The 18990-nt window shown below is 73.2% G+C and carries 21 protein-coding genes; 5 read left to right on the top strand and 16 right to left on the bottom strand.

From position 1 onward, the window contains the following. Positions 1-167 precede the first annotated feature (167 nt). Positions 168-1013: an NAD(P)H-binding protein gene (locus FHS39_RS23525; protein WP_184351430.1), complete on the bottom strand. Its 846-nt coding sequence runs from the start codon at positions 1011-1013 to the stop codon at positions 168-170. Between the two features lie 126 nt (positions 1014-1139). Here FHS39_RS23525 and FHS39_RS23530 point away from each other — a divergent pair, with 126 nt between their 5' ends. Beyond that, entirely contained in the window at positions 1140-1619 is a 480-nt protein-coding gene (locus FHS39_RS23530) for a MarR family winged helix-turn-helix transcriptional regulator (RefSeq protein ID WP_343069711.1), read from the top strand. Positions 1620-1656: 37 nt separating this feature from the next. Here the strand turns inward: FHS39_RS23530 and FHS39_RS23535 are convergent, their stop codons facing one another. The 13 genes from FHS39_RS23535 to FHS39_RS23590 form a co-directional block, all read right to left on the bottom strand. Further along, a complete protein-coding gene (locus tag FHS39_RS23535) occupies positions 1657-2406 on the bottom strand; it encodes a sirohydrochlorin chelatase (protein WP_184351432.1) in 750 nt (249 codons plus the stop codon). Continuing rightward, complete coding sequence (locus FHS39_RS23540) at positions 2403-3299, bottom strand: ABC transporter permease (RefSeq protein WP_184351433.1); 897 nt, start codon at positions 3297-3299, stop codon at positions 2403-2405. The genes FHS39_RS23535 and FHS39_RS23540 overlap by 4 nt, the downstream gene beginning before the upstream one ends. Then, positions 3286-4098, bottom strand: a complete 813-nt coding sequence (locus FHS39_RS23545) for an ABC transporter ATP-binding protein (protein WP_184351434.1) — start codon at positions 4096-4098, stop codon at positions 3286-3288. The genes FHS39_RS23540 and FHS39_RS23545 overlap by 14 nt, the downstream gene beginning before the upstream one ends. Before the next feature lie 56 nt (positions 4099-4154). After that, positions 4155-5270, bottom strand: coding sequence for an aliphatic sulfonate ABC transporter substrate-binding protein (locus tag FHS39_RS23550; RefSeq protein WP_184351435.1), 1116 nt, complete (start codon positions 5268-5270; stop codon positions 4155-4157). Between the two features lie 195 nt (positions 5271-5465). Further along, complete coding sequence (locus tag FHS39_RS23555; protein ID WP_184351436.1) at positions 5466-6788, bottom strand: sulfate adenylyltransferase subunit 1; 1323 nt, start codon at positions 6786-6788, stop codon at positions 5466-5468. Positions 6789-6790: 2 nt separating this feature from the next. Continuing rightward, complete coding sequence (gene cysD, locus FHS39_RS23560) at positions 6791-7714, bottom strand: sulfate adenylyltransferase subunit CysD (RefSeq protein ID WP_184351437.1); 924 nt, start codon at positions 7712-7714, stop codon at positions 6791-6793. Beyond that, positions 7711-8244: an adenylyl-sulfate kinase gene (gene cysC, locus FHS39_RS23565; protein ID WP_246470431.1), complete on the bottom strand. Its 534-nt coding sequence runs from the start codon at positions 8242-8244 to the stop codon at positions 7711-7713. Before cysC ends, cysD begins: the two co-directional genes overlap by 4 nt. A 26-nt stretch (positions 8245-8270) precedes the next feature. Beyond that, positions 8271-8957, bottom strand: coding sequence for a phosphoadenylyl-sulfate reductase (locus FHS39_RS23570; RefSeq protein ID WP_184351439.1), 687 nt, complete (start codon positions 8955-8957; stop codon positions 8271-8273). Beyond that, the gene (locus FHS39_RS23575) at positions 8941-9120 is read right to left on the bottom strand and encodes a hypothetical protein (protein ID WP_045932767.1); all 180 of its coding nucleotides are present in this window, start codon (positions 9118-9120) and stop codon (positions 8941-8943) included. Before FHS39_RS23575 ends, FHS39_RS23570 begins: the two co-directional genes overlap by 17 nt. Further along, positions 9117-10814, bottom strand: coding sequence for a nitrite/sulfite reductase (locus FHS39_RS23580; RefSeq protein ID WP_184351440.1), 1698 nt, complete (start codon positions 10812-10814; stop codon positions 9117-9119). The genes FHS39_RS23575 and FHS39_RS23580 overlap by 4 nt, the downstream gene beginning before the upstream one ends. A gap of 186 nt (positions 10815-11000) precedes the next feature. Further along, positions 11001-11084, bottom strand: a complete 84-nt coding sequence (locus FHS39_RS25905) for a putative leader peptide (RefSeq protein ID WP_343069715.1) — start codon at positions 11082-11084, stop codon at positions 11001-11003. 121 nt (positions 11085-11205) lie between these two features. After that, positions 11206-11832, bottom strand: a complete 627-nt coding sequence (locus tag FHS39_RS23585; protein WP_184351441.1) for a GNAT family N-acetyltransferase — start codon at positions 11830-11832, stop codon at positions 11206-11208. 26 nt (positions 11833-11858) lie between these two features. Further along, positions 11859-13112 (bottom strand): GAF domain-containing protein, encoded by a 1254-nt coding sequence (locus tag FHS39_RS23590; RefSeq protein WP_184351442.1) that lies wholly within the window; start codon positions 13110-13112, stop codon positions 11859-11861. A 223-nt stretch (positions 13113-13335) separates the two neighbouring features. Here FHS39_RS23590 and FHS39_RS23595 point away from each other — a divergent pair, with 223 nt between their 5' ends. From FHS39_RS23595 to FHS39_RS23610, 4 genes are all read left to right on the top strand, one after another. Beyond that, on the top strand, positions 13336-14523 hold the full coding sequence (locus tag FHS39_RS23595; RefSeq protein WP_184351443.1) for a YhjD/YihY/BrkB family envelope integrity protein: 1188 nt from the start codon (positions 13336-13338) through the stop codon (positions 14521-14523). Between the two features lie 150 nt (positions 14524-14673). After that, the gene (rsgA, locus tag FHS39_RS23600) at positions 14674-15774 is read left to right on the top strand and encodes a ribosome small subunit-dependent GTPase A (RefSeq protein WP_221463139.1); all 1101 of its coding nucleotides are present in this window, start codon (positions 14674-14676) and stop codon (positions 15772-15774) included. Positions 15775-15864: 90 nt separating this feature from the next. After that, the gene (locus tag FHS39_RS23605) at positions 15865-17346 is read left to right on the top strand and encodes an AlkA N-terminal domain-containing protein (RefSeq protein ID WP_281396900.1); all 1482 of its coding nucleotides are present in this window, start codon (positions 15865-15867) and stop codon (positions 17344-17346) included. A 2-nt stretch (positions 17347-17348) separates the two neighbouring features. Further along, complete coding sequence (locus FHS39_RS23610; protein WP_184351444.1) at positions 17349-17846, top strand: methylated-DNA--[protein]-cysteine S-methyltransferase; 498 nt, start codon at positions 17349-17351, stop codon at positions 17844-17846. A gap of 4 nt (positions 17847-17850) precedes the next feature. Here FHS39_RS23610 and FHS39_RS23615 read toward each other — a convergent pair whose 3' ends face one another. Both FHS39_RS23615 and FHS39_RS23620 read right to left on the bottom strand, forming a co-directional pair. Next, a complete protein-coding gene (locus FHS39_RS23615; RefSeq protein WP_184351445.1) occupies positions 17851-18333 on the bottom strand; it encodes a DUF456 domain-containing protein in 483 nt (160 codons plus the stop codon). Positions 18334-18412: 79 nt separating this feature from the next. Continuing rightward, entirely contained in the window at positions 18413-18928 is a 516-nt protein-coding gene (locus FHS39_RS23620) for a helix-turn-helix transcriptional regulator (protein ID WP_184351446.1), read from the bottom strand. Positions 18929-18990: the final 62 nt, after the last annotated feature.

Raw genomic sequence — 18990 nt, forward strand, 5'->3', positions numbered from 1 at the left:
GCGAACGCAATGGGCGCCAAGTTCCCTTACATGAAGCCGAACGCGAACCGGATGATCCTCGCCACCGCCGCCGCCCTGACCGCCCTCGCCAACCTCCTGGAGGCAGTCCACAACTTCATGAACTGAGGTCAAGCGCGGCAGCGCCCCGGCGCTGCCGCGCAACCCGCCTAAGCCGCGAAGTCTCCCGCATGGTCCTTCGCCCACGTCGCGAAGGTCCGGGCCGGGTGGCCCGTCAGCTGCTCCACCGAGGCGGCGCCCGTCACCGGCTGCGGCTTGCCGTCCATCTCGCGCCACAGGGCCAGGAGCGTGTCCGAGACGTGGTCCGGCAGGAACGCCGACACCTCCCGCTTCCACTCCTCCTCACTGACCACGTTCAGGCCGATGGGCTTGCCCGTGGCGTGGGAGAGGTGGTCGAGCTGGTCCCGGAAGGTGAGGGACTCGGGGCCCGAGAGGGCGTACGCGTTGCCCGCGAACTCCGGGTTGGTCAGGGCCGCCAGCGCGGACTCCGCCAGGTCGAGCTCGTGGATGGCGTCGGAGTGGGAGTCGGGGTAGGGGAGGTTCACCGCGCCGGTGGACTTGATCGACCAGGCCCAGCCCAGCGCGTTGGTGGCGAAGGCGCCCGGCTGCAGGAACGTCGACGTGACCGGGCCGGCGGCGAGCGCCCGCTCGGTCAGGAAGTGGGGGCGGCCGATCGGGTTGGACTCGGCGTCCGGGATGAGGGTCGCGGCCGAGGAGAGCAGGACGATGTGACCGACGCCGGCCTTGGCGGCCTCGTCGATGAACGTGTCGATGTGCGTGGGGTCCGAGTAGAGGAAGACGGACGAGACGCCGTCGAGCGCCGCCGGGAAGGTGGCCGGATCGTCGAGGTCGAGGCGCGCGGTCGGCGTGCCGCCCGGGAGTTCGAGCTCGCCGGGCTCGCGCGAGGCGGCGCGCACGTCGTGGCCGCCATCGCGCAGCAGGCCGATGAGGGCGCGGCCGACGCGGCCGCGGCTTCCGGTGACGAGAATGGTCATGACGGAGGGGTTTCCTTCCGGATGCGTAACATGCTCAGATGGCGCGGAGATTGCGTCACGCAAGGATTGTGTCGTGCGGATATTGCGTCACGCAAGCAATATTTCGCCTGGGAAGGACGGGGACCCGTGTCGAAGCGGGCGGAGTTGCTGAAGCGGATCGCCGACGAGAGCCGGCGGCACTATGCCGCGTGGACCGTGCTCAACCAGGCCCTGGCCGATCACCTGGGGCTGCACCCCACCGATCTGCAGTGCCTGAACCTGCTGTGCCTGGACGCGGAGCCGCTGACCGCGGGGGGCATCGCCAAGCTGACGGGCCTCACCCCCGGTTCGGCCACCCGCCTCGTGGACCGGCTGGAGAAGGCCGGGCTCGTCGAGCGCCGTACGGACCCCGCCGACCGCAGGCGTGCCCTGGTGGCGCTCGCGCCCGACGCCATGGCCAGGATGGGCGCCGCGTGGGAGGCCCCGGGCCAGGCGTTCCGGGACGTCCTCGCGGGCTACACGGACGAGGAGCTCGCCGTCATCGGCGACTACCTCGGCAGGGTGACGGGCGTCGGACGCGCCCAGGCCGAACGGCTCGGGCGGACCGCTCAGGCCCGAGCCTCCTGACGCCCGCTCAGGCGAACAGAGCCGCCGTGACTGCCGTTCAGGCGGACAGTGCCGGCGCGACGCCCGTCGTCCGCTGCGCCGCCGCCTCGTCGTAGCGCCGCAGCACCAGCCTGACCACCTCGGGGGCCGCCCCCAGGACGCCCCCGAGCACGTCCGCCCCCGCCGCCCCCGCCGCGATGCGGTCGGGCAGGCGGCCGGGGGCCAGCACGTAGGGGGCGACGGCCACCTGCCGGACGCCGTCGGCGCGCAGGGCGGCCACCGCCTCCCGCGTGGACGGGGAGGAGGCGGAGGCGAACGCGGGCCGCACGGCGCACCAGCCGGTGTGCCGCCACTCCCGCGCGATTTCTGCGATCACCGCGATCGCCTCCGGGTCGGAAGAGCCCGCCGAGGCCAGGACGACCCCGGTCGAGCGCCGGTCGCCGGGGCGCACCCCGGCCTCGTACAGCCGCCGCTCCAGGGCCGCCGTCAGCAGGGGCGACGGGCCCAGCACGGCCGCCTGGCGCACCGTCAGGCCGGGCAGCCGGGCCGCGCAGCCGCGCAGCACCGCCGGGATGTCGGTCTTCGCGTGGAAGGCCCGGGTCAGCAGCAGCGGCAGCGCGACCACCTCCCCTGCACCCTCCGCCGCGAGCCGCTCCAGCACCCGCGGCACGCTCGGCGCGCAGAAGTCCAGGAACCCCACCGCGACCCGCAGCCCGGGCCGCCGGGCCGCGATCGCGGCCCGCAGCCGCTCCACCGTCCGGGCATGGCGCGGGTCGCGGCTGCCGTGGGCGACCAGCAGGAGGGTCATCGGGCCGCCGCCAGCCCCCGGCTGCGCAGCACGCGGCGCTCCAGCGGGCTGAAGACGATCAGGTCGATGGCGATGCCGACGAACAGGATCAGGAGGATGCCAAGCAGCACCCCCGGCATGTCGGAGTCGGTGCGGGCGTTCTCCAGGTACTGGCCGAGTCCCAGCCCCAGGTCGGGGGAGGAGGCGATGAGTTCCGCCGCCATCAGCGAGCGCCAGGAGAAGGCCCAGCCCTGCTTGAGCCCGGCGATGTAGCCGGGCAGCGCGGCGGGCAGCAGGACGTGCCAGGCTCCCCGTGCGCCCGTCGCGCCCATCGTGCGGCCGGCGCGCAGGTACAGGGGCGGCACCTGGTCGATGCCCGAGACCAGTCCGTTGGCGATGGAGGGCACGGCGCCGAGCAGGATCACCGCGTACATCGCCGAGTCGGTGATGCCCAGCCAGATGACGGCCGCGGGCACCCACGCCACGGACGGCAGCGACTGCAGCCCCGACAGGATCGGCCCGATGGCGGCCCGGACGAAGGCCGACCGCGCCACCAGCAGGCCCAGCGGCGTGCCGATGGCGAGGGCGGCGAGGAAGCCGAGCAGGCCGCGCGAGACGCTGGTCCACACGATGCCCAGCAGCGTGCCGTCCAGCCACAGCCCGCGCAGGCTGTGCCAGACCGCCGACGGGTCGGGCAGCTTGTAGTCGGCCGTCACGCCCGCCACGACCAGCAGCTTCCAGACGGCGAGGACGAGCAGGACCGCGGTCACCGGCGGCAGGACCTTGTGCAGCAGGACCTGCCCGAACGGCGTCCGCCGCTCCTGGACCGCGTCCAGTGCGTCGAGTCCGGCCTCCAGGCCCGCGAGGTCGCCCTCGGCGGTGCCGGGGGCCGGAGTGGTTTCAGTGCCTGCCATGGCGGCGGATCTCCCCACGCAGTTCCTCGGTTATCTCCACCGACAGGTCGGCGACCGCCGCGTCCTCGATGCGGCGCGGCTGCGGAAGGCCCACCGTCCACTCGCGGGCCACCCGGCCCGGCCGGGAGGAGAGCAGCACCACGCGCTGGCCGAGGCGCACCGCCTCGCGGACGTTGTGCGTCACGAACAGCACCGACAGCGAGGTCTCCGACCAGATGCGGGTCAGCTCGTGGTGCAGCACGTCCCGGGTGATGGCGTCCAGCGCCGCGAACGGCTCGTCCATCAGCAGCACCCTGCTGTTCTGGGCCAGCGCCCTGGCCAGCGCCACCCGCTGCCGCATCCCGCCGGACAGCTCGTGCACCCGCTTGCGGTGGGCGCCGCCCAGCCGGACCAGGTCCAGCAGCCGCTCGGCCTCGGCCCGCCGCGCCTCGCGGGGCAGCCCGCGCAGCCGCAGGGCCAGTTCGACGTTGCGGCCCGCGGTCAGCCACGGGAAGAGCGCGTGCTCCTGGAACATCAGCGCCGGGCGGCCGCCGGGCACCTCGATGGTGCCCGCGGTCGGCCGGTCGAGCCCCGCGACGAGGTTGAGCAGGGTGGACTTGCCGCAGCCGGAAGCACCCAGGAGGCAGACGAACTCGCCGGGGCGGACATCGAGCGTGATGTCGTCCAGCACCGGCACGGACCGCCGGTCGCCGGGCCGGCCGAAGCTCTTGTGGACGTGGTCGATCCGGACGGCGGCCGCGGGGGCGCCGTCCTCGACGGCGCCGCGGGCGGAACCGCCGGTGGTCAGTGCCGGGGCCATCCCGTCACCTCCTGGATTGCGGGCGGGCATTCGAGCCGCTACTGCCGCGTGCATGGTCACTGCCTCCCGAGCTTCGCGGCGCCGACCGTGGGCTTGCCCTCGGCCTTGAGTACCTTGTTGAGCAGGGTCAGGTCGTAGATGCCGGACAGGTCGGGCCGCTCCAGCAGGCTCGCCTTGACGGCGTGGTCCGCCTGGGTGCCGAGCGTCGCGGCCAGCGGATCGTCCGTCGTGTGCAGGGACTGCCACGCCGGATCCAGCACGTCGGCGGGCAGCTCCTTGCCGGAGAGCTTCTTCAGCGCCGCGTTCGCGGCCGTCCTGGCCTGCTGCGGGTTGGCGGCGATCCACGCGTTGGTCTTCACCGAACCGCGCAGCACCGCCTCGACGACGTCGGGGTGCTGCGCGAGGAACTTCTGCGACACGATCACATTGGTGATCACGAACTTGCCGTCCGGCCAGAGCGTGCTCTCGTCCAGCAGCACCTTGCCGCCCTCCGACACCAGCTTCGAGGCGGTCGGCTCGGGCACCCAGGCGCCGTCCACCGAGCCGGACTTGAAGGCGTCGGGCGTGACCTTGTTGTCCGTACGGACGACGGAGACGTCGCCCTTGCCACTCTGCGGGTCGACCTTCCAGCCGCGCTCGGCGATCCAGTCGAGGAATGCCACGTCCTGGGTGTTGCCCTTCTGCGGCGTGGCGATCTTCTTGCCCTTGACCTCGTCCAGTGAGCCGATCTTCTTCGGGTCGACGACGAGCTTCACGCCGCCTGACGCCGAACCCGAGATGATCCGCAGGTTCTTGCCCTTGGACTTCACATAGCCGTTGACGGCCGGGGACGGGCCGATCCACCCGATGTCGATCGAACCGGCGTTGAGCGCCTCGATCTCGGACGGCCCGGCGTTGAAGGTGGCCGACTTGAGCCGGGTGGCCCCCAGTTCGCGCTGCAGGATGCCCTCCTGCTCGCCGACCAGCGGCGTGGCGTGGGTGAGGTTGGGGAAGTAGCCGATCTTCACGGTGGCGGCGGAGAGCTTCTTGCCGGCCGCCGCGGTGCCTGCGGAGGCGGCGCTCGTGGTGCTCTTCTCGGACCCGTAGCCACAGGCGCCGAGGGCGAGGGCCAGCAAGGGGACGGCGGCCACGGCCGGTAGGGCGCGGCGGGCGGTGCGGGCGGCGGCAGACACGAGGGGGGGGGTCCTCTCGGTGGGCCGGCGCGTACGGTGGGCACGCCCGGCGGCTCTACGGGGCTAAGGGAACGGGGAGCTGCGGTACGGGGTCAGCACGCACATCGCCCGACGCCGCCCTGGCCGCTGCCGAGGGCGCCGCTGCCGACGCGGCCGCCCTCCTTGTCGAAGGTCGAGAAGAAGTCCCTGGGCATCTCAGAAGTCCCAGCCCGCGTCGCCGGCGGCTGCATCATGTGCCGCCGCGAAGGCGGCCCCGGCCATGCCCGCCGTCAGCGTGGTCCCGTCGGCCGGGTCGATGAGCAGGAAGGAACCGGTGCGCCGCGAGCGGTCGTAGGAGTCGAGCGCGAGCGGCTCCGCGGTGCGCAGGACCACGCGCCCGATGTCGTTGGCCGCCAGCTCGCCGGGGTCCGGATGCTGCGCGAGGTCGGCGAGCGACAGCCGCGAGGGCAAGGCCTTGACCAGCGCCTTGACCGTGCGCGTGGTGTGCTTGAGCAGCACCCGGTCGCCCACCCGCAGCGGCCGGTCGGCGACGTGGCAGACGGTCGCCTCCACGTCCCGCGTCGGCTCCGGCGCGCCCGCGCTCGGCGCGATCAGGTCGCCGCGCGAGACGTCGAGGTCGTCCGCGAGCCGTACGGTCACCGACTGCGGGGCCCAGGCCACGTCCACCGCCTGCCCCAGCAGGTCGATCGCGGCGATCGTGCTCGTACGCCCCGACGGCAGCACGGTCACCGCCTCTCCCACGCGCAGCACGCCGGAGGCGATCTGGCCCGCGTAGCCGCGGTAGTCGCGGTGGCGTGCCGTCTGCGGGCGGATGACGTACTGGACGGGGAAGCGGGCCGGGTCGGCGGTGGGGTCGGCGACCACGGGGACGTTCTCCAGGTGTTCCAGCACGGTCGGGCCGCCGTACCAGTCCATGTGGGCCGAGGGCGTCACCACGTTGTCGCCCGCGAGCGCGGAGATGGGGATGGCGGTGACCTCGGGCACGCCGAGGGAGGCCGCGTAGCCGGTGAACTCCTCGGCGATCGCCGCGAAGACGGGCTCGGCGTAGTCGGCGAGGTCCATCTTGTTGACGGCCAGCACCACGTGCGGGACGCGCAGCAGCGCGGCCACGGCCGCATGCCGCCGGGTCTGCTCCACCACGCCCTTGCGGGCGTCGACGAGCACCACCGCGAGCTCCGCGGTGGAGGCGCCGGTGACCATGTTGCGGGTGTACTGCACGTGCCCGGGGGTGTCGGCGAGGATGAAGCGCCTGCGCGACGTCGCGAAGTAGCGGTAGGCGACGTCGATGGTGATGCCCTGCTCCCGCTCGGCCCGCAGGCCGTCGGTCAGCAGCGCGAGGTCGGGCGCCTCGTGGCCGCGGCTGCGGGAGGCGTGGGCGACGGCCTCCAGCTGGTCGGCCAGCACCGACTTGGAGTCGTGAAGCAGCCGCCCCACCAGCGTGGACTTGCCGTCGTCCACCGAACCGGCGGTCGCGAAGCGCAGCAGCGAGGTGGCCGGTGCGTCCGTCACAGTGGTCATGGCTAGAAGTACCCCTCGCGCTTGCGGTCTTCCATGGCGGCCTCGGACAGCTTGTCGTCGGCCCGGGTCGCGCCGCGCTCCGTGAGGCGGGAGGCGGCGATCTCGGCGATGACGGCCTCGATGGTCACCGCGTCGGAGTCCACGGCTCCGGTGCAGGACATGTCGCCGACCGTGCGGTAGCGCACCATGCGTCTGACGAGGCTCTCGCCCTCGCGCGGGCCGCCCCAGCCGCCCGGCGCCAGCCACATGCCGTCGCGCGCGAAGACCTCGCGTTCGTGCGCGAAGTAGATGGAGGGCAGCTCGATCTTCTCGCGGGCGATGTACTGCCACACGTCCAGCTCCGTCCAGTTGGACAGCGGGAAGACGCGGACGTGTTCGCCGGGGGAGTGGCGGCCGTTGTAGAGCTGCCACAGCTCCGGGCGCTGGCGGCGCGGGTCCCAGCCGCCGAACTCGTCGCGCAGCGAGAACACGCGCTCCTTGGCCCGCGCCTTCTCCTCGTCGCGGCGCCCGCCGCCGAAGACCGCATCGAAGCGGGAGCGCTCGATCGCATCCAGCAGCGGCACCGTCTGCAGCGGATTGCGGGTGCCGTCCGGGCGCTCGCGCAGCCGTCCGTCGTCGATGAACTCCTGTACGGACGCCACGTGCAGGCGCAGGTCCAGCTCGGTGACCGTGCGGTCGCGGTAGTCGATCACCTCGGGGAAGTTGTGCCCGGTGTCCACGTGCAGCAGCGAGAAGGGGACGGCGGCCGGGGCGAAGGCCTTCAGCGCCAGGTGCAGCATGACGATGGAGTCCTTGCCGCCGGAGAAGAGGATCACCGGCCGCTCGAACTCGCCCGCCACCTCGCGGAAGACGTGCACGGCCTCGGACTCCAGCGCGTCCAGGTGCGACAGCGCGTAGGGGCTGTCGCCGGCGGACGTCGTACTCATATCAATCCCCTCTCGCCCAGCAGCGCGTACAGCGCACCGGCCGACTCCTCGACGCCCTGCTCGTGCGCCGCGATCCTCAGGTCCGGGGCGGCCGGGGTCTCGTACGGGTCATCCACGCCCGTCAGTCCCGTCAGCTCGCCCGCGGCCTGTCTGGCGTACAGGCCCTTCACGTCGCGTACGGAGCACACCTCCACCGGCGTCGCCACGTGCACCTCCAGATAGCCGGTGCCGTGGGCCCGGTGGAGCTCGCGCACCGTCGCACGGGACTTCTCGTACGGGGCGATGACCGGCACCAGCACGGTCACCCCGTGGGAGGCCAGCAGCCGGGCGACGAAGCCGATCCGCTGCACGTTGGTGTGCCGGTCCTCGCGGGAGAAGCCGAGCCCGGCGGAGAGGAACTCGCGGATCTCGTCGCCGTCCAGCACCTCCACCCGGTGCCCCTCGCCGCGCAGGCGGCCGGCGAGCGTCCGGGCGATCGTCGTCTTCCCCGCGCTCGGCAGTCCGGTGAGCCACACCGTGGCACCGCTCATCCCCGTCTCCCCGTCCTTCCGGTCCGTCATCCGTGCAGCCCGCACTCGGTCTTGGCCCGGCCCGCCCAGCGGCCGGCGCGCGCGTCCTCGCCCGCCAGGACCCTCCTGGTGCAGGGCGCGCAGCCGACGGAGGCGTAGCCGTCCGTCAGCAGCGGGTTGGTGAGCACGCCGTGCTCGGTGACGTAGGCGTCCACGTCGTCCTGGGTCCAGCGGGCGATCGGCGCCACCTTGACCTTGCGCCGCTTGGCGTCCCAGCCGACGACCGGCGTGTGCGCCCGGGTCGGCGACTCGTCGCGCCGCAGGCCGGTCGCCCAGGCGTCGTAGCCGCGCAGCCCCTCCTCCAGCGGCGCTGCCTTGCGCAGGGCGCAGCACAGGTCGGGGTCGCGGCCGTGCAGCGCGGGCCCGTACTCGGCATCCTGCTCGGCGACCGTCTGGCGGGGTGTCAGGGTGATGACGTTGACGTCCATCACGGCGGCGACCGCGTCCCGGGTGCCGATGGTCTCGGGGAAGTGGTAGCCGGTGTCGAGGAAGACGACGTCGACGCCGGGGGCCACGCGCGAGGCGAGGTGGGCGACGACGGCGTCCTCCATCGAGGAGGTGACGCACCAGCGCGGGCCGAAGGTCTCGGCGGCCCAGCGCAGGATCTCCTGTGCCGGTGCCTCCTCCAGCTCGCGCCCGGCCCGTTCGGCGAGTTGCTCAAGCCCGTCCGTCATCGGCCGCTCCCTTCACCAGGCCCCGGGTCAGCAGCCCGAGGAACGACAGCCGGAAAGCCCGGTTGCAGGCGCCGCACTCCCAGACGCCGTGCCCCTGCTCGCCGGGCCGCAGGTCTTCGTCGCCGCAGTACGGGCAGTGGAACGGAGCCGCTCGCTCGCTCATGAGAGGTCGTCCTCACTGGCGCGCGCCACCCACTGCGCGAAGCGCTCGCCGTCGTTGCGTTCCTTGGCGAAGCGGCGCAGCACCCGCTCCACGTAGTCGGGCAGTTCCTCGGAAGTGACCTTCAGGCCGCGCACCTTGCGGCCGAAACCGGCCTCCAGGCCCAGCGCGCCGCCCAAGTGCACCTGGAAGCCCTCGACCTGGCGGCCCTCGTCGTCCAGGACCAGCTGGCCCTTGAGACCGATGTCCGCCACCTGGATGCGGGCGCAGGCGTTGGGGCAGCCGTTGACGTTGATGGTGAGCGGCTCGTCGAAGTCCGGCAGTCTGCGCTCCAGTTCGTCGATGAGCGCCGCGCCGCGCGCCTTGGTCTCGACGATCGCCAGCTTGCAGAACTCGATGCCCGTGCAGGCCATCGTGCCGCGCCGGAAGGGGGAGGGCGCGACCCGCAGGTCCAGCGCCTCCAGCCCCGCCACCAGCGACTGCACCTGCGCCTCGGGCACGTCCAGCACGATCATCTTCTGCTCGGCGGTGGTGCGGACGCGGCCCGAGCCGTGCTCCTCCGCCAACGCGGCGATCTTCGTCAGGGTGGCGCCGTCGACCCGGCCGACGCGCGGGGCGAAGCCCACGTAGAAACGGCCGTCCTTCTGCCGGTGCACGCCCACGTGGTCGCGCCACTGCGCGACGGGCTGCTCGGGGGCCGGGCCGTCGACGAGGGCGCGCCCCAGGTACTCCTCCTCCAGCACCCGGCGGAACTCGCGGGCGCCCCAGTCGGCCACGAGGAACTTCAGCCGGGCGCGGTTGCGCAGCCGCCGGTAGCCGTAGTCGCGGAAGATGCCGATGACGCCGCCGAAGACGTCGGCGACCTCCTCCAGCGGCACCCAGGCGCCCAGCCGCACGCCGAGCTTCGGATTGGTGGACAGCCCGCCGCCCACCCACAGGTCGAACCCGGGGCCGTGCTCGGGGTGTTCGACGCCCACGAAGGCGACGTCGTTGATCTCGTGCGCCACGTCCAGCAGGGGTGATCCGGAGACGGCCGACTTGAACTTGCGGGGGAGGTTGGAGAAGTCCCGGTCGCCGATGAAGCGGCGGTGGATCTCCTCGATGGCCGGGGTGCCGTCGATGATCTCGTCCTCGGCGATCCCGGCGACCGGCGAGCCCAGGATCACCCGGGGCGTGTCGCCGCAGGCCTCGGTGGTGGACAGGCCCACCGCCTCCAGCCGGCGCCAGATCTCCGGCACGTCCTCGATCCGTATCCAGTGGAACTGGATGTTCTGCCGGTCGGTGATGTCCGCGGTGCCGCGCGCGAACTCCTCGGACACCTCCCCGATGACGCGCAGCTGGCACGTGGTCAGCCGGCCGCCGTCGATGCGCACCCGCAGCATGAAGAACTCGTCGTCCAGCTCCTCCGGGGCCAGGACCGCGGTCCTGCCGCCATCGATGCCGGGCTTGCGCTGGGTGTACAGGCCCCACCAGCGCATCCGCCCCCGCAGATCGCCGGGGTCGATGGAGTCGAAACCGGCCTTGGAGTAGATCGTCTCAATGCGTGTCCGCACATTGAGACCGTCGTCGTCCTTCTTGGCCTGTTCGTTGGCGTTCAGCGGGGTGAAGTGGCCGACCGCCCACTGGCCCTCGCCGCGGTGGCGGCCGGTTTTGCGCCGAGGGGCATCGGTGGCTGGGGTCGGTGGGGTGGCAGCCATGGCTGTGGTGTCCTTCTGGGGGCGGTGACCTGCGCGTACGCCGGAGGGACGGCTGCGCGGACAGAAGTGGCGCGGCCGGGAGTGCCGGGGAGCGGGTGGCGTGAAGAGGCTCGCCCGTCCGCGGCGGCGGGGACGGCGAGGGGAAACGCGAAGAGCGGTCGTGCTGGACGGTCCGTGCCGGGACGGTCAGCCCGCGGGACAGATGGCGCTGGACATGCGGCAGAGATCGACGTGACGCCGACTCACCAAGAGGGTTCCAGCTCGAGACATGACGGAAGCGTGGCACGGCGGTCTCCGGCCAGTCCACCATTGTCCGAATGGCGGACCCCTCCGTCTCGCAGAGCGGGACGGAGGGGTGTGTGCGGCGGGCGCTTCGCCTGTCGGATGCGCCCTAGGCTCCGGCGCCCGGACGGGCGCCGGGCCAGGGGCCCTGCGCCGGGGTGTCCGGCTCCTCCTCGGTCTTGACGTCGAAGATCTTGAAACCCCGCCGCTCGTAGTTGCCGAGCGCGTGCGGCCCGTCCTTGCTGCAGGTGTGCACCCATACCCGCTTCGTCTGCTCCCGCTCCGGCCACCGCTCGGCCAGGTCCCAGGCCCGGGCGGTGCCGAACGACAGCAGGAAGCCGCCGATGCGGCGGCCCCGGAAGGCCTCCAGCAGCCCGAAGTAGGCGATTTCGACCGCCCCTTCGGGCTGCGGGTCCAGCTCGATGTACCCGGCCGGCGTGCCCTGCTCGTATGCCACCCAGGTCTCGACGCCCGGCCGGCCGAGAAACGCCTGCCACTGCGCGTACGGCCACGGCAGCCGGTCCGTCCACGACAGATCGCCGCCCACGGCCGTGTAGAGGAAGCGGCTGAACTCGGGGCAGGGCACCTCGGCCCGCTCGATCCGGATGCCGGACAAGGCGTCCGGCTCGTGGGCAGGGCGGAGATCCGCCGGGGAGGTCTGCTCCAGCGACCAGGTGGTCACCGCCGTCGTGGCCGCCGGCTTCGCATGGTCGTGCCTGTCGTGCCTGTCATCCATGCCGACACCCAACCACGGGCCGCCGGCTACAACCCCGCCTGCCCCCTGCGCGCGGCCAGCACCGCCGGGGCCGTCGAGCCGTGCAGCAGGTCCTCGATCCGCCGCGGCGCCAGCAGATGCACCTCCAGCCCGTCGGCGAACCGGTACGGGCGATGACCGAGCACCCCCGCCAATATCCGCCGCATCCTGGACATTTCAGCCCGCACCGTCACCGTGCGCGAAGCATCGCCGAAGAGATCCGCCGCCAGCTCCGCGGCCGTCCGCCCCGCCGGATGCCGGGCCAGCACGTACAGCAGCTCGGCGTGGCGCGGACTGAGCTCGTGCGACCACTGGCCCGCCTCGCCGAAGACCGTCACCGTCCACTCCCGCGGGCGGCTCAGGTCCAGCACCAGGCGGCCCGGCGGGGCCTGTTCGCCGCCGTCCTCGATCCGTACGAGCCAGCCGTCCGGCAGCGGCTCCAGCGAGCACGGCCCCAGCGACGGCAGCCACGCCCGGCCCGGCTGCACCGCCCGGGGCAGCACCACCCGGCCCACCGGGGCCATGCCCGTCACCGCCGCCGTCCAGCCGTCGCGGTCCACCGCCAGCGCCCGGCCGCCGATCCGCGCCAGCATCGGTGCCGCCACCGAGCGCAGCCGGTCCACCGACTCCCAGTGCCGCGCGCGCAGCTCCCCCTCGGCCACCTTGGAGACGGCCGTCACCAGGGCCAGCGTCGCCGGGTTGAAGGCGGGCGCGGGGCCGCTGACGTTGAGCACCCCCAGCAGCCGCCCGTCGCGCGGATCGTGCAGCGGGGCCGCCGCACACGTCCACGCGTGATGGGTGCGCACGAAGTGCTCGGCGGAGTGCACCTGCACCGGGCGCCGCTCCACCAGCGCCAGCCCGATGCCGTTCGTCCCCACCAGGTCCTCCGTCCAGGAGGCGCCCACCTCGAACCCCAGCCGGTCCGCGCTCTTGCGCACCCCCGGGCTGCCCTCGCGCCACAGCAGCCGGCCCTCCGCGTCCGTCACCACGATCAGATGCCGCACCGCGTCGGCCACCGTGCCCAGCTGCTCCCGCAGCTGCGGCAGCACCGCCCCCAGCGGAGAGGTGTGCCTGCGGTGCTCCAGCTCCTCCGCCGACATCAGCGGCACGGCGCCGCCGCCGTCCGGATCCACCCCGTTGCGCCGCGCCCGGTGCCACGACTCCCCGATCACCGGGCGGGGCTGCACGGGGGGCCGCGAGCCGGACAGGGCCGCCTCGTGCACGGCAGGCAGCAGCCCCGCCTCGATTGGTATGCGGTTCACGCTGCAATGGTGCCCGCGGGGGCCGCCCCGCGCCGGGGCATCCGGAATATTGCAACGCGATGCAACCTTTGCGAACGCCCCCGCCCCGGGCGGAAGGTGACGGTGAGCGGTCGGAGGGTGGTGCCGAGTCGGCGCAGCACCACCCTCCGCCGGGCCTCCTCGGGGCCGGACCCGCAGGATCTGCAGGATGAACCGACCCGCTCGCGGCGGATACGGTTAGTACGTGCAGGCAGCAAAAGAACATTCGGGCCGGCGGACCGGCCGGCTCCACAGGGCCCGCGCCCTGTACCGCAATGTCTCCAAACGCAGGATGGCATGGCTGCTCCTGAAGGACACGGTCAACTCCTGCATCGAGTACCGCGTCACGGGGCTCGCCGCGGAGGCCGCGTTCTTCACCCTCTTGTCGCTGCCGCCCCTGCTGATGGGCCTGCTCGGACTGCTGCGCTACCTCGACGGCTGGACCGGCACGGACACGATCGGCAGCATCCAGCACGGCATCAACACCGTCTCCGCGGCCGTCCTGTCGGACAAGGGCACCAAGGAGATCGCCGAGCCGCTCGTCAAGGACGTCCTCAGGCTCGACCGCCCGGACATCATCTCGATCGGCTTCGCCATCGCCCTGTGGTCCGGCTCCCGGGCCGTCAACGTCTTCGTCGAATCCATCACCATCATGTACGGGCTGGAGGGCAAGCGCGGCATCGTCCGCACCCGCCTGCTGGCCTTCCTCCTCTACATCGCCGCCCTCGTCGTCGGGGCCGTGGCCCTGCCGCTGATGGTGGCCGGGCCGGAGACGGTGGTCGAAGTCCTGCCGTGGAGCGGCGACGTGGTGCGCTTCCTGTACTGGCCGGTGGTGCTGGTGCTCTCCGTCGCCTTCCTCACCACGCTCTACCACGTGTCCGTACCGGTGCGTTCACCCTGGGCCGAGGACATCCCGGGGGCCTTCGTCGCCCTGACCATGTGGGTGCTGGGCAGCTTCCTGCTGCGCATCTACCTGGTCCACACCGTTGAGGGCGTCACCATCTACAGCTCCCTCGCCGCGCCCGTCGCCGTGCTGCTGTGGATCGGCGTCTCCGCCTTCGCAGTGCTCGTCGGCGCCGCCGTGAACGCCGCGATGGACCGCGTCTGGCCCTCCGTCACCACGGCCGCCGCCCGCGCCGAGGTCGACCGGCAGCGCGAGGCGGCCGCGGCGCAGGCCGCGGCCGAACGGGCCGCGCTGGCGCTCGTGCACGAGCTGGACGACGACCCGTACGAGCTGCCCGAGGACGACGGCGTCAGCGGCCAGGACCGGGAGCCGCCCTCGGAGTTCCCCGAACGCTGGGCCCAGTTCCTCCCGCCGGAGGATGTCCGCTCCCGGCTGCACAAGCCCGAACAACAAGGCCCTAAACACGCCAAACCGCACCGGCGGGACTGACGCGGAAAACCCTTCGCGCCGCCGCGGGCCGGGCGCCTACGATCGGCCCGCACACACCGGAAGACCACTCAGGAGGTGAGAACGCGATGACTGTCGCCGTCCGTACTCAGCAGACGCTTCATCCCACCTCTCTCCTGAAGGATCACAGTCTTGTCCGAGCTCAGTGCTGCGCACCCCCTCACCCCCTACGGCTGGGACTCCGGGTTCGCTGACAGCTTCGCTCCCCACGCCGCCCGGGGCCTTGCTCCGGGCCGCATCGTCCGCGTCGACCGGGGCCGCTGCGACCTCGTCGTCGAGGACCCCGACGGCGGTGTACGAACCGTCGCGGCCGACACCGCCCTCGTCACCACCGGCGACCCGCTGAACATCATGTGCACGGGCGACTGGGCGGCCGTCGACCTGGCCACGGGCTATGTGCAGGCGCTCCTGCCGCGCCGCACCGCCTTCGTGCGGTCCACCTCCTCGAAACGCTCCGAGGGACAGATCCTCGCCGCCAACGTGGACCTCGCCGTCGTCGCCGTCTCCCTCGCCGTCGAGCTCGACCTCGGCCGGATCGAACGCTTCCTCGCCCTGGCCTGGGAGAGCGGCGCCGAGCCGCTCGTCGTGCTCACCAAGGCCGACCTGGCCGACGGCCCCGACGTGCTCGCCCACCTCCTCGCCGACACCCGGGCCGCCGCCCCCGGCGTGCAGGTGCTGGCCGTCAGCGCCGAGACGGGCGAGGACATCGACGTCCTGGCCGCCGTGCTCGCCGGCGGCACGTCCGTCCTCCTCGGACAGTCCGGCGCAGGCAAGTCCACCCTCGCCAACGTGCTGGCCGGGGCACCCCTCCAGGAGGTCCAAGCCGCGCGCGACCGCGACGGCAAGGGCCGGCACACCACGACCACCCGCAATCTGCTGGCGCTGTCCGGCGGCGGCGTCCTCATCGACACCCCGGGGCTGCGGGGCGTCGGCCTGTGGGATGCGGAGAGCGGCGTCTCCCGGACCTTCTCCGAGATCGAGGCCCTCGCGGCACGGTGCCGCTTCCACGACTGCGGCCACGACAGCGAACCGGGCTGCGCCGTGCTCGCGGCGGTCGACGACGGCGAGCTCGCGCACCGCCGCCTCGACAGCTACCGCAAGCTGCTGCGGGAGAACGCCTACCTCGCGGCGCGCACCGACGCGCGGCTGCGGTCGGAGATGCGGCGTGACTGGAAGCAGAAGCAGACGGTGGGCCGCGAGGCGGCCGCCCGCAAGCGGGGCGGCGGACGCTAAACCCTTGGGAGCCTTGCCCGGCCGCGGCCGGGCAAGGCCCATGTCCGATTTCCGCCAGTGCCTGCCCCCTCCGTCCCGCAGACTGGACACATGATGGCCCCCGCGACACAGCCCGGCGACGACTCCCGCTACCAAGCGGTCAGCAGCCGTGACGCCCGCTTCGACGGCGAATTCTTCTTCGCCGTGTCGACCACCGGGATCTACTGCCGCCCCAGTTGCCCTGCGGTCACGCCCAAGCGTGCCAACGTGCGCTTCTACCCCTCGGCGGCCGCCGCGCAGCGCGGCGGCTTCCGGGCCTGCCGCCGCTGCCGGCCGGACGCGGCTCCTGGCTCGGCGGAATGGAACGTCCGCGCCGACCTGGTCGGCCGCGCGATGCGGCTGATCGGCGACGGCGTCGTCGACCGGGAGGGCGTCGCCGGCCTCGCCGACCGGCTCGGCTACAGCTCCCGGCAGGTGCACCGACAGCTCACCGAAGAGCTCGGCGCCGGGCCCGTGGCCCTCGCACGGGCCCAGCGCGCCCACACCGCCCGGGTCCTGCTGCAGACCACCGATCTGCCCGTCACGGAGATCGCGTTCGCGGCGGGGTTCGCGAGCGTACGACAGTTCAACGACACGATCCGGGCCGTGTACGACCAGACCCCCAGCGCACTACGTGCACGCCCCGCGCAACGGCGCGCGAGCCGTCCGAGCGGTGGCATTCCGCTACGGCTCGCCCATCGCGGCCCGTACGCCGCCCGCGAGATCCTCGACTTCCTCCAGCGGCGCGCCGTGCCCGGCATCGAAGAGGTCCTCGGCACCCCGGGCGCCCGGGTCTACCGCCGCACCCTGCGGCTGCCGTACGGCACCGGCGTCGCCGAGATCCACGAGCCGCGCGAAGGCGGCAGCTGGCTCGACTGCCGCCTGAACCTCACCGACCCACGCGACCTGTCGACCGCCGTCCAGCGCGTACGCCGCCTCTTCGACCTGGACGCCGACCCGTACGCCGTGGCCGAACGGCTCGGCGCCGACCCCCGGCTGGGCCCGCTCGTCGCGGCGCGCCCCGGGCTGCGCTCGCCGGGCGCGGCGGACGCGGAAGAGCTCGCGGTGCGCGCCGTGCTGGGCCAGCAGGTGACCGTCGCCGCGGCCGCGCGGCTGGCGGGCACGCTGGTGGCCGCCTACGGCAAGCCCCTGGGCGCCCCCGACGGCGGCCTCACCCACGTCTTCCCGGAGCCCGCCACCCTGGCCGACGCCTCCCTCGCGGAACTGGGCATGCCGGCCGCCCGCAAGCGGACCCTGCGCACCGTCGCGGCCGCCCTCGCGGACGGCGCCGTCCGCCTCGACCCCGGCGTCGACCGCAACGACGCGGAGGAGGCCCTGCTCGCCCTGCCCGGCATCGGCCCGTGGACCACGGGCTACATCCGGATGCGGGCCCTGGGCGACCCCGACGTCTTCCTGCCGGGCGACGTGGGCGTACGGCACGGCCTGACCGCGCTCGGCGCCGCACCGCACGACGCACAGGCCTGGCGGCCGTGGCGCTCGTACGCCCTGCACCACCTCTGGAACACCCTCGCCTCCACCCCGAAGGACTCCTGACCATGCTGTACACCGAGATCGACAGCCCTCTGGGGCAGCTGCTCCTGACCGGCCTGCCCTCCGCCACCGCCCCTGGCGGCACCGCCGTGGCCTCGCTGTCCGTGCCCGGGCAGAAGAACGCCGTGGTCGTGGCGGACGGATGGCAGCGCGACCCGGCGGCCTTCGCCGAGACCGAGCGGCAGCTCACCGCCTACTTCACCGGGCAGGCCAAGGAGTTCGCCCTCGAATTCGCCGTCCAGGGCACCGAGTTCCGTCGCGCCGTATGGGACGCGCTGGACGACGTGCCCTATGGCGCCACCACCAGCTACGGCGAACTGGCCGCCCGCATCGGCGCGTCGCGCGCCGCGGTGCGCGCGGTCGGCGGGGCCGTGGGCGCCAACCCGCTGCTGGTGCTGCGGCCCTGCCACCGGGTGATCGGTGCCGACGGCTCGTTGACCGGCTACGCGGGCGGGCTGGAGCGCAAGCGACTGCTGCTCGCCCTGGAAGGCGCCGTCGGCTGAGCCGCTACCCGGCCACGACGGCGCCGACCCAGGCGCCCACCACCAGCAGGCACGCGAACAGCTCCACCAGCACGCTGGTGCCCAGTGCCCGCATCACCGCCCGCGTGGACGCCCATGCCTCGCCGTGCCCGCCCAGCCGCCGCCGCTCCGCCCCGTAGATCCCGGCCAGAAAGCCGGGCACGGCACCGACCAGCGGTATCAGGAAGAAGCCCGCAATCCCCGTCGCGCCCGCCACCAGGAAGGCGCGGCGCCGGATGCCGGTCCCGCTCGGCCTGCGCGGCGGCAGCAGCCAGACGACGGCCTGGTCGAGCAGCAGGATCCCGGTCGCCCCCGCCAGCACGGCCCAGGCCAGGGCGGTGCGGTCGGTCATCGACCACCACAGTGTCCCCGCCCAGACGATCAGCGGCCCGGGCACGCCCGGGGTCACGACGCCGAGCAGACCGAGCAGCATCACAAGGCCGACGAGGATCAGCTGCCACGTCCCCATGCCCCAAGGTTGCCGGAACGGGCGCGCAGGCGCTTCCGCACATTTGCAGCCACGTGGCCGGTTGCAAGGGGTGGGGGCGTCAGCCTTGCGCCGTCCAGCCGTGCTCGGCCGCGTGCCAGCCGAGCTGGAGACGGGTGGTCACCCCGGCCAGTTCCATCATCCCCCGCACCCGGCGCTGCACCGTGCGCAGGCCCAGGCCCAGCTGTTTGGCGACGCTGGCGTCGGTCAGACCGGCCAGCAGCAGCGAGAGGATCTCCAGGTCGGTCGCATCGGGCTCGGCCGAGTACGGCTCCGCGGGCAGGGGGCGGCCCTCGTGCCAGATGTCCTCGAAGAGGTCGACCAGCGAGTCCAGCAGCGCACCGGCGTGCACCACCAGGGCGGCGGACTCCTCGGTGCCGGAGGCCAGCGGCAGCAGGGCGACCGCCCGGTCCGCGATGACCAGCTCGGCGGGTATGCGCTCCACCACGCGCACATGGCCGCCGCCCCGCCGGCGCGGACCCGAAGGGCGTTCGACGACGGTGCGGTGGGACACGGCGGACCGGCCGCCCGGCCCGCCCTCGGATCCCGCCGTCAACATCGCTCTACCCGTCAACATCGTGCACACCTCTCGCGCCGCGTCCGACCGCAGCCGGTTCAGCCGTTCCACGACGGCGTCCG

The organism is Streptomyces olivoverticillatus (assembly GCF_014203555.1).
GTDB lineage: Bacteria > Actinomycetota > Actinomycetes > Streptomycetales > Streptomycetaceae > Streptomyces > Streptomyces olivoverticillatus.

What these genes read in the sequence shown, in the direction of transcription:
- FHS39_RS23525 (WP_184351430.1), bottom strand. Translation starts at nt 1,013, where the DNA reads ATGACCATTCTCGTCACCGGAAGCCGCGGCCGCGTCGGCCGCGCCCTC.
- FHS39_RS23535 (WP_184351432.1), bottom strand. Translation starts at nt 2,406, where the DNA reads ATGACCCTCCTGCTGGTCGCCCACGGCAGCCGCGACCCGCGCCATGCC.
- FHS39_RS23540 (WP_184351433.1), bottom strand. Translation starts at nt 3,299, where the DNA reads ATGGCAGGCACTGAAACCACTCCGGCCCCCGGCACCGCCGAGGGCGAC.
- FHS39_RS23545 (WP_184351434.1), bottom strand. Translation starts at nt 4,098, where the DNA reads ATGGCCCCGGCACTGACCACCGGCGGTTCCGCCCGCGGCGCCGTCGAG.
- FHS39_RS23555 (WP_184351436.1), bottom strand. Translation starts at nt 6,788, where the DNA reads ATGACCACTGTGACGGACGCACCGGCCACCTCGCTGCTGCGCTTCGCG.
- cysD (WP_184351437.1), bottom strand. Translation starts at nt 7,714, where the DNA reads ATGAGTACGACGTCCGCCGGCGACAGCCCCTACGCGCTGTCGCACCTG.
- cysC (WP_246470431.1), bottom strand. Translation starts at nt 8,244, where the DNA reads ATGAGCGGTGCCACGGTGTGGCTCACCGGACTGCCGAGCGCGGGGAAG.
- FHS39_RS23570 (WP_184351439.1), bottom strand. Translation starts at nt 8,957, where the DNA reads ATGACGGACGGGCTTGAGCAACTCGCCGAACGGGCCGGGCGCGAGCTG.
- FHS39_RS23575 (WP_045932767.1), bottom strand. Translation starts at nt 9,120, where the DNA reads ATGAGCGAGCGAGCGGCTCCGTTCCACTGCCCGTACTGCGGCGACGAA.
- FHS39_RS23580 (WP_184351440.1), bottom strand. Translation starts at nt 10,814, where the DNA reads ATGGCTGCCACCCCACCGACCCCAGCCACCGATGCCCCTCGGCGCAAA.
- FHS39_RS25905 (WP_343069715.1), bottom strand. Translation starts at nt 11,084, where the DNA reads ATGTCTCGAGCTGGAACCCTCTTGGTGAGTCGGCGTCACGTCGATCTC.
- FHS39_RS23585 (WP_184351441.1), bottom strand. Translation starts at nt 11,832, where the DNA reads ATGGATGACAGGCACGACAGGCACGACCATGCGAAGCCGGCGGCCACG.
- FHS39_RS23605 (WP_281396900.1), top strand. Translation starts at nt 15,865, where the DNA reads ATGATGGCCCCCGCGACACAGCCCGGCGACGACTCCCGCTACCAAGCG.
- FHS39_RS23610 (WP_184351444.1), top strand. Translation starts at nt 17,349, where the DNA reads ATGCTGTACACCGAGATCGACAGCCCTCTGGGGCAGCTGCTCCTGACC.
- FHS39_RS23615 (WP_184351445.1), bottom strand. Translation starts at nt 18,333, where the DNA reads ATGGGGACGTGGCAGCTGATCCTCGTCGGCCTTGTGATGCTGCTCGGT.
- FHS39_RS23620 (WP_184351446.1), bottom strand. Translation starts at nt 18,928, where the DNA reads ATGTTGACGGGTAGAGCGATGTTGACGGCGGGATCCGAGGGCGGGCCG.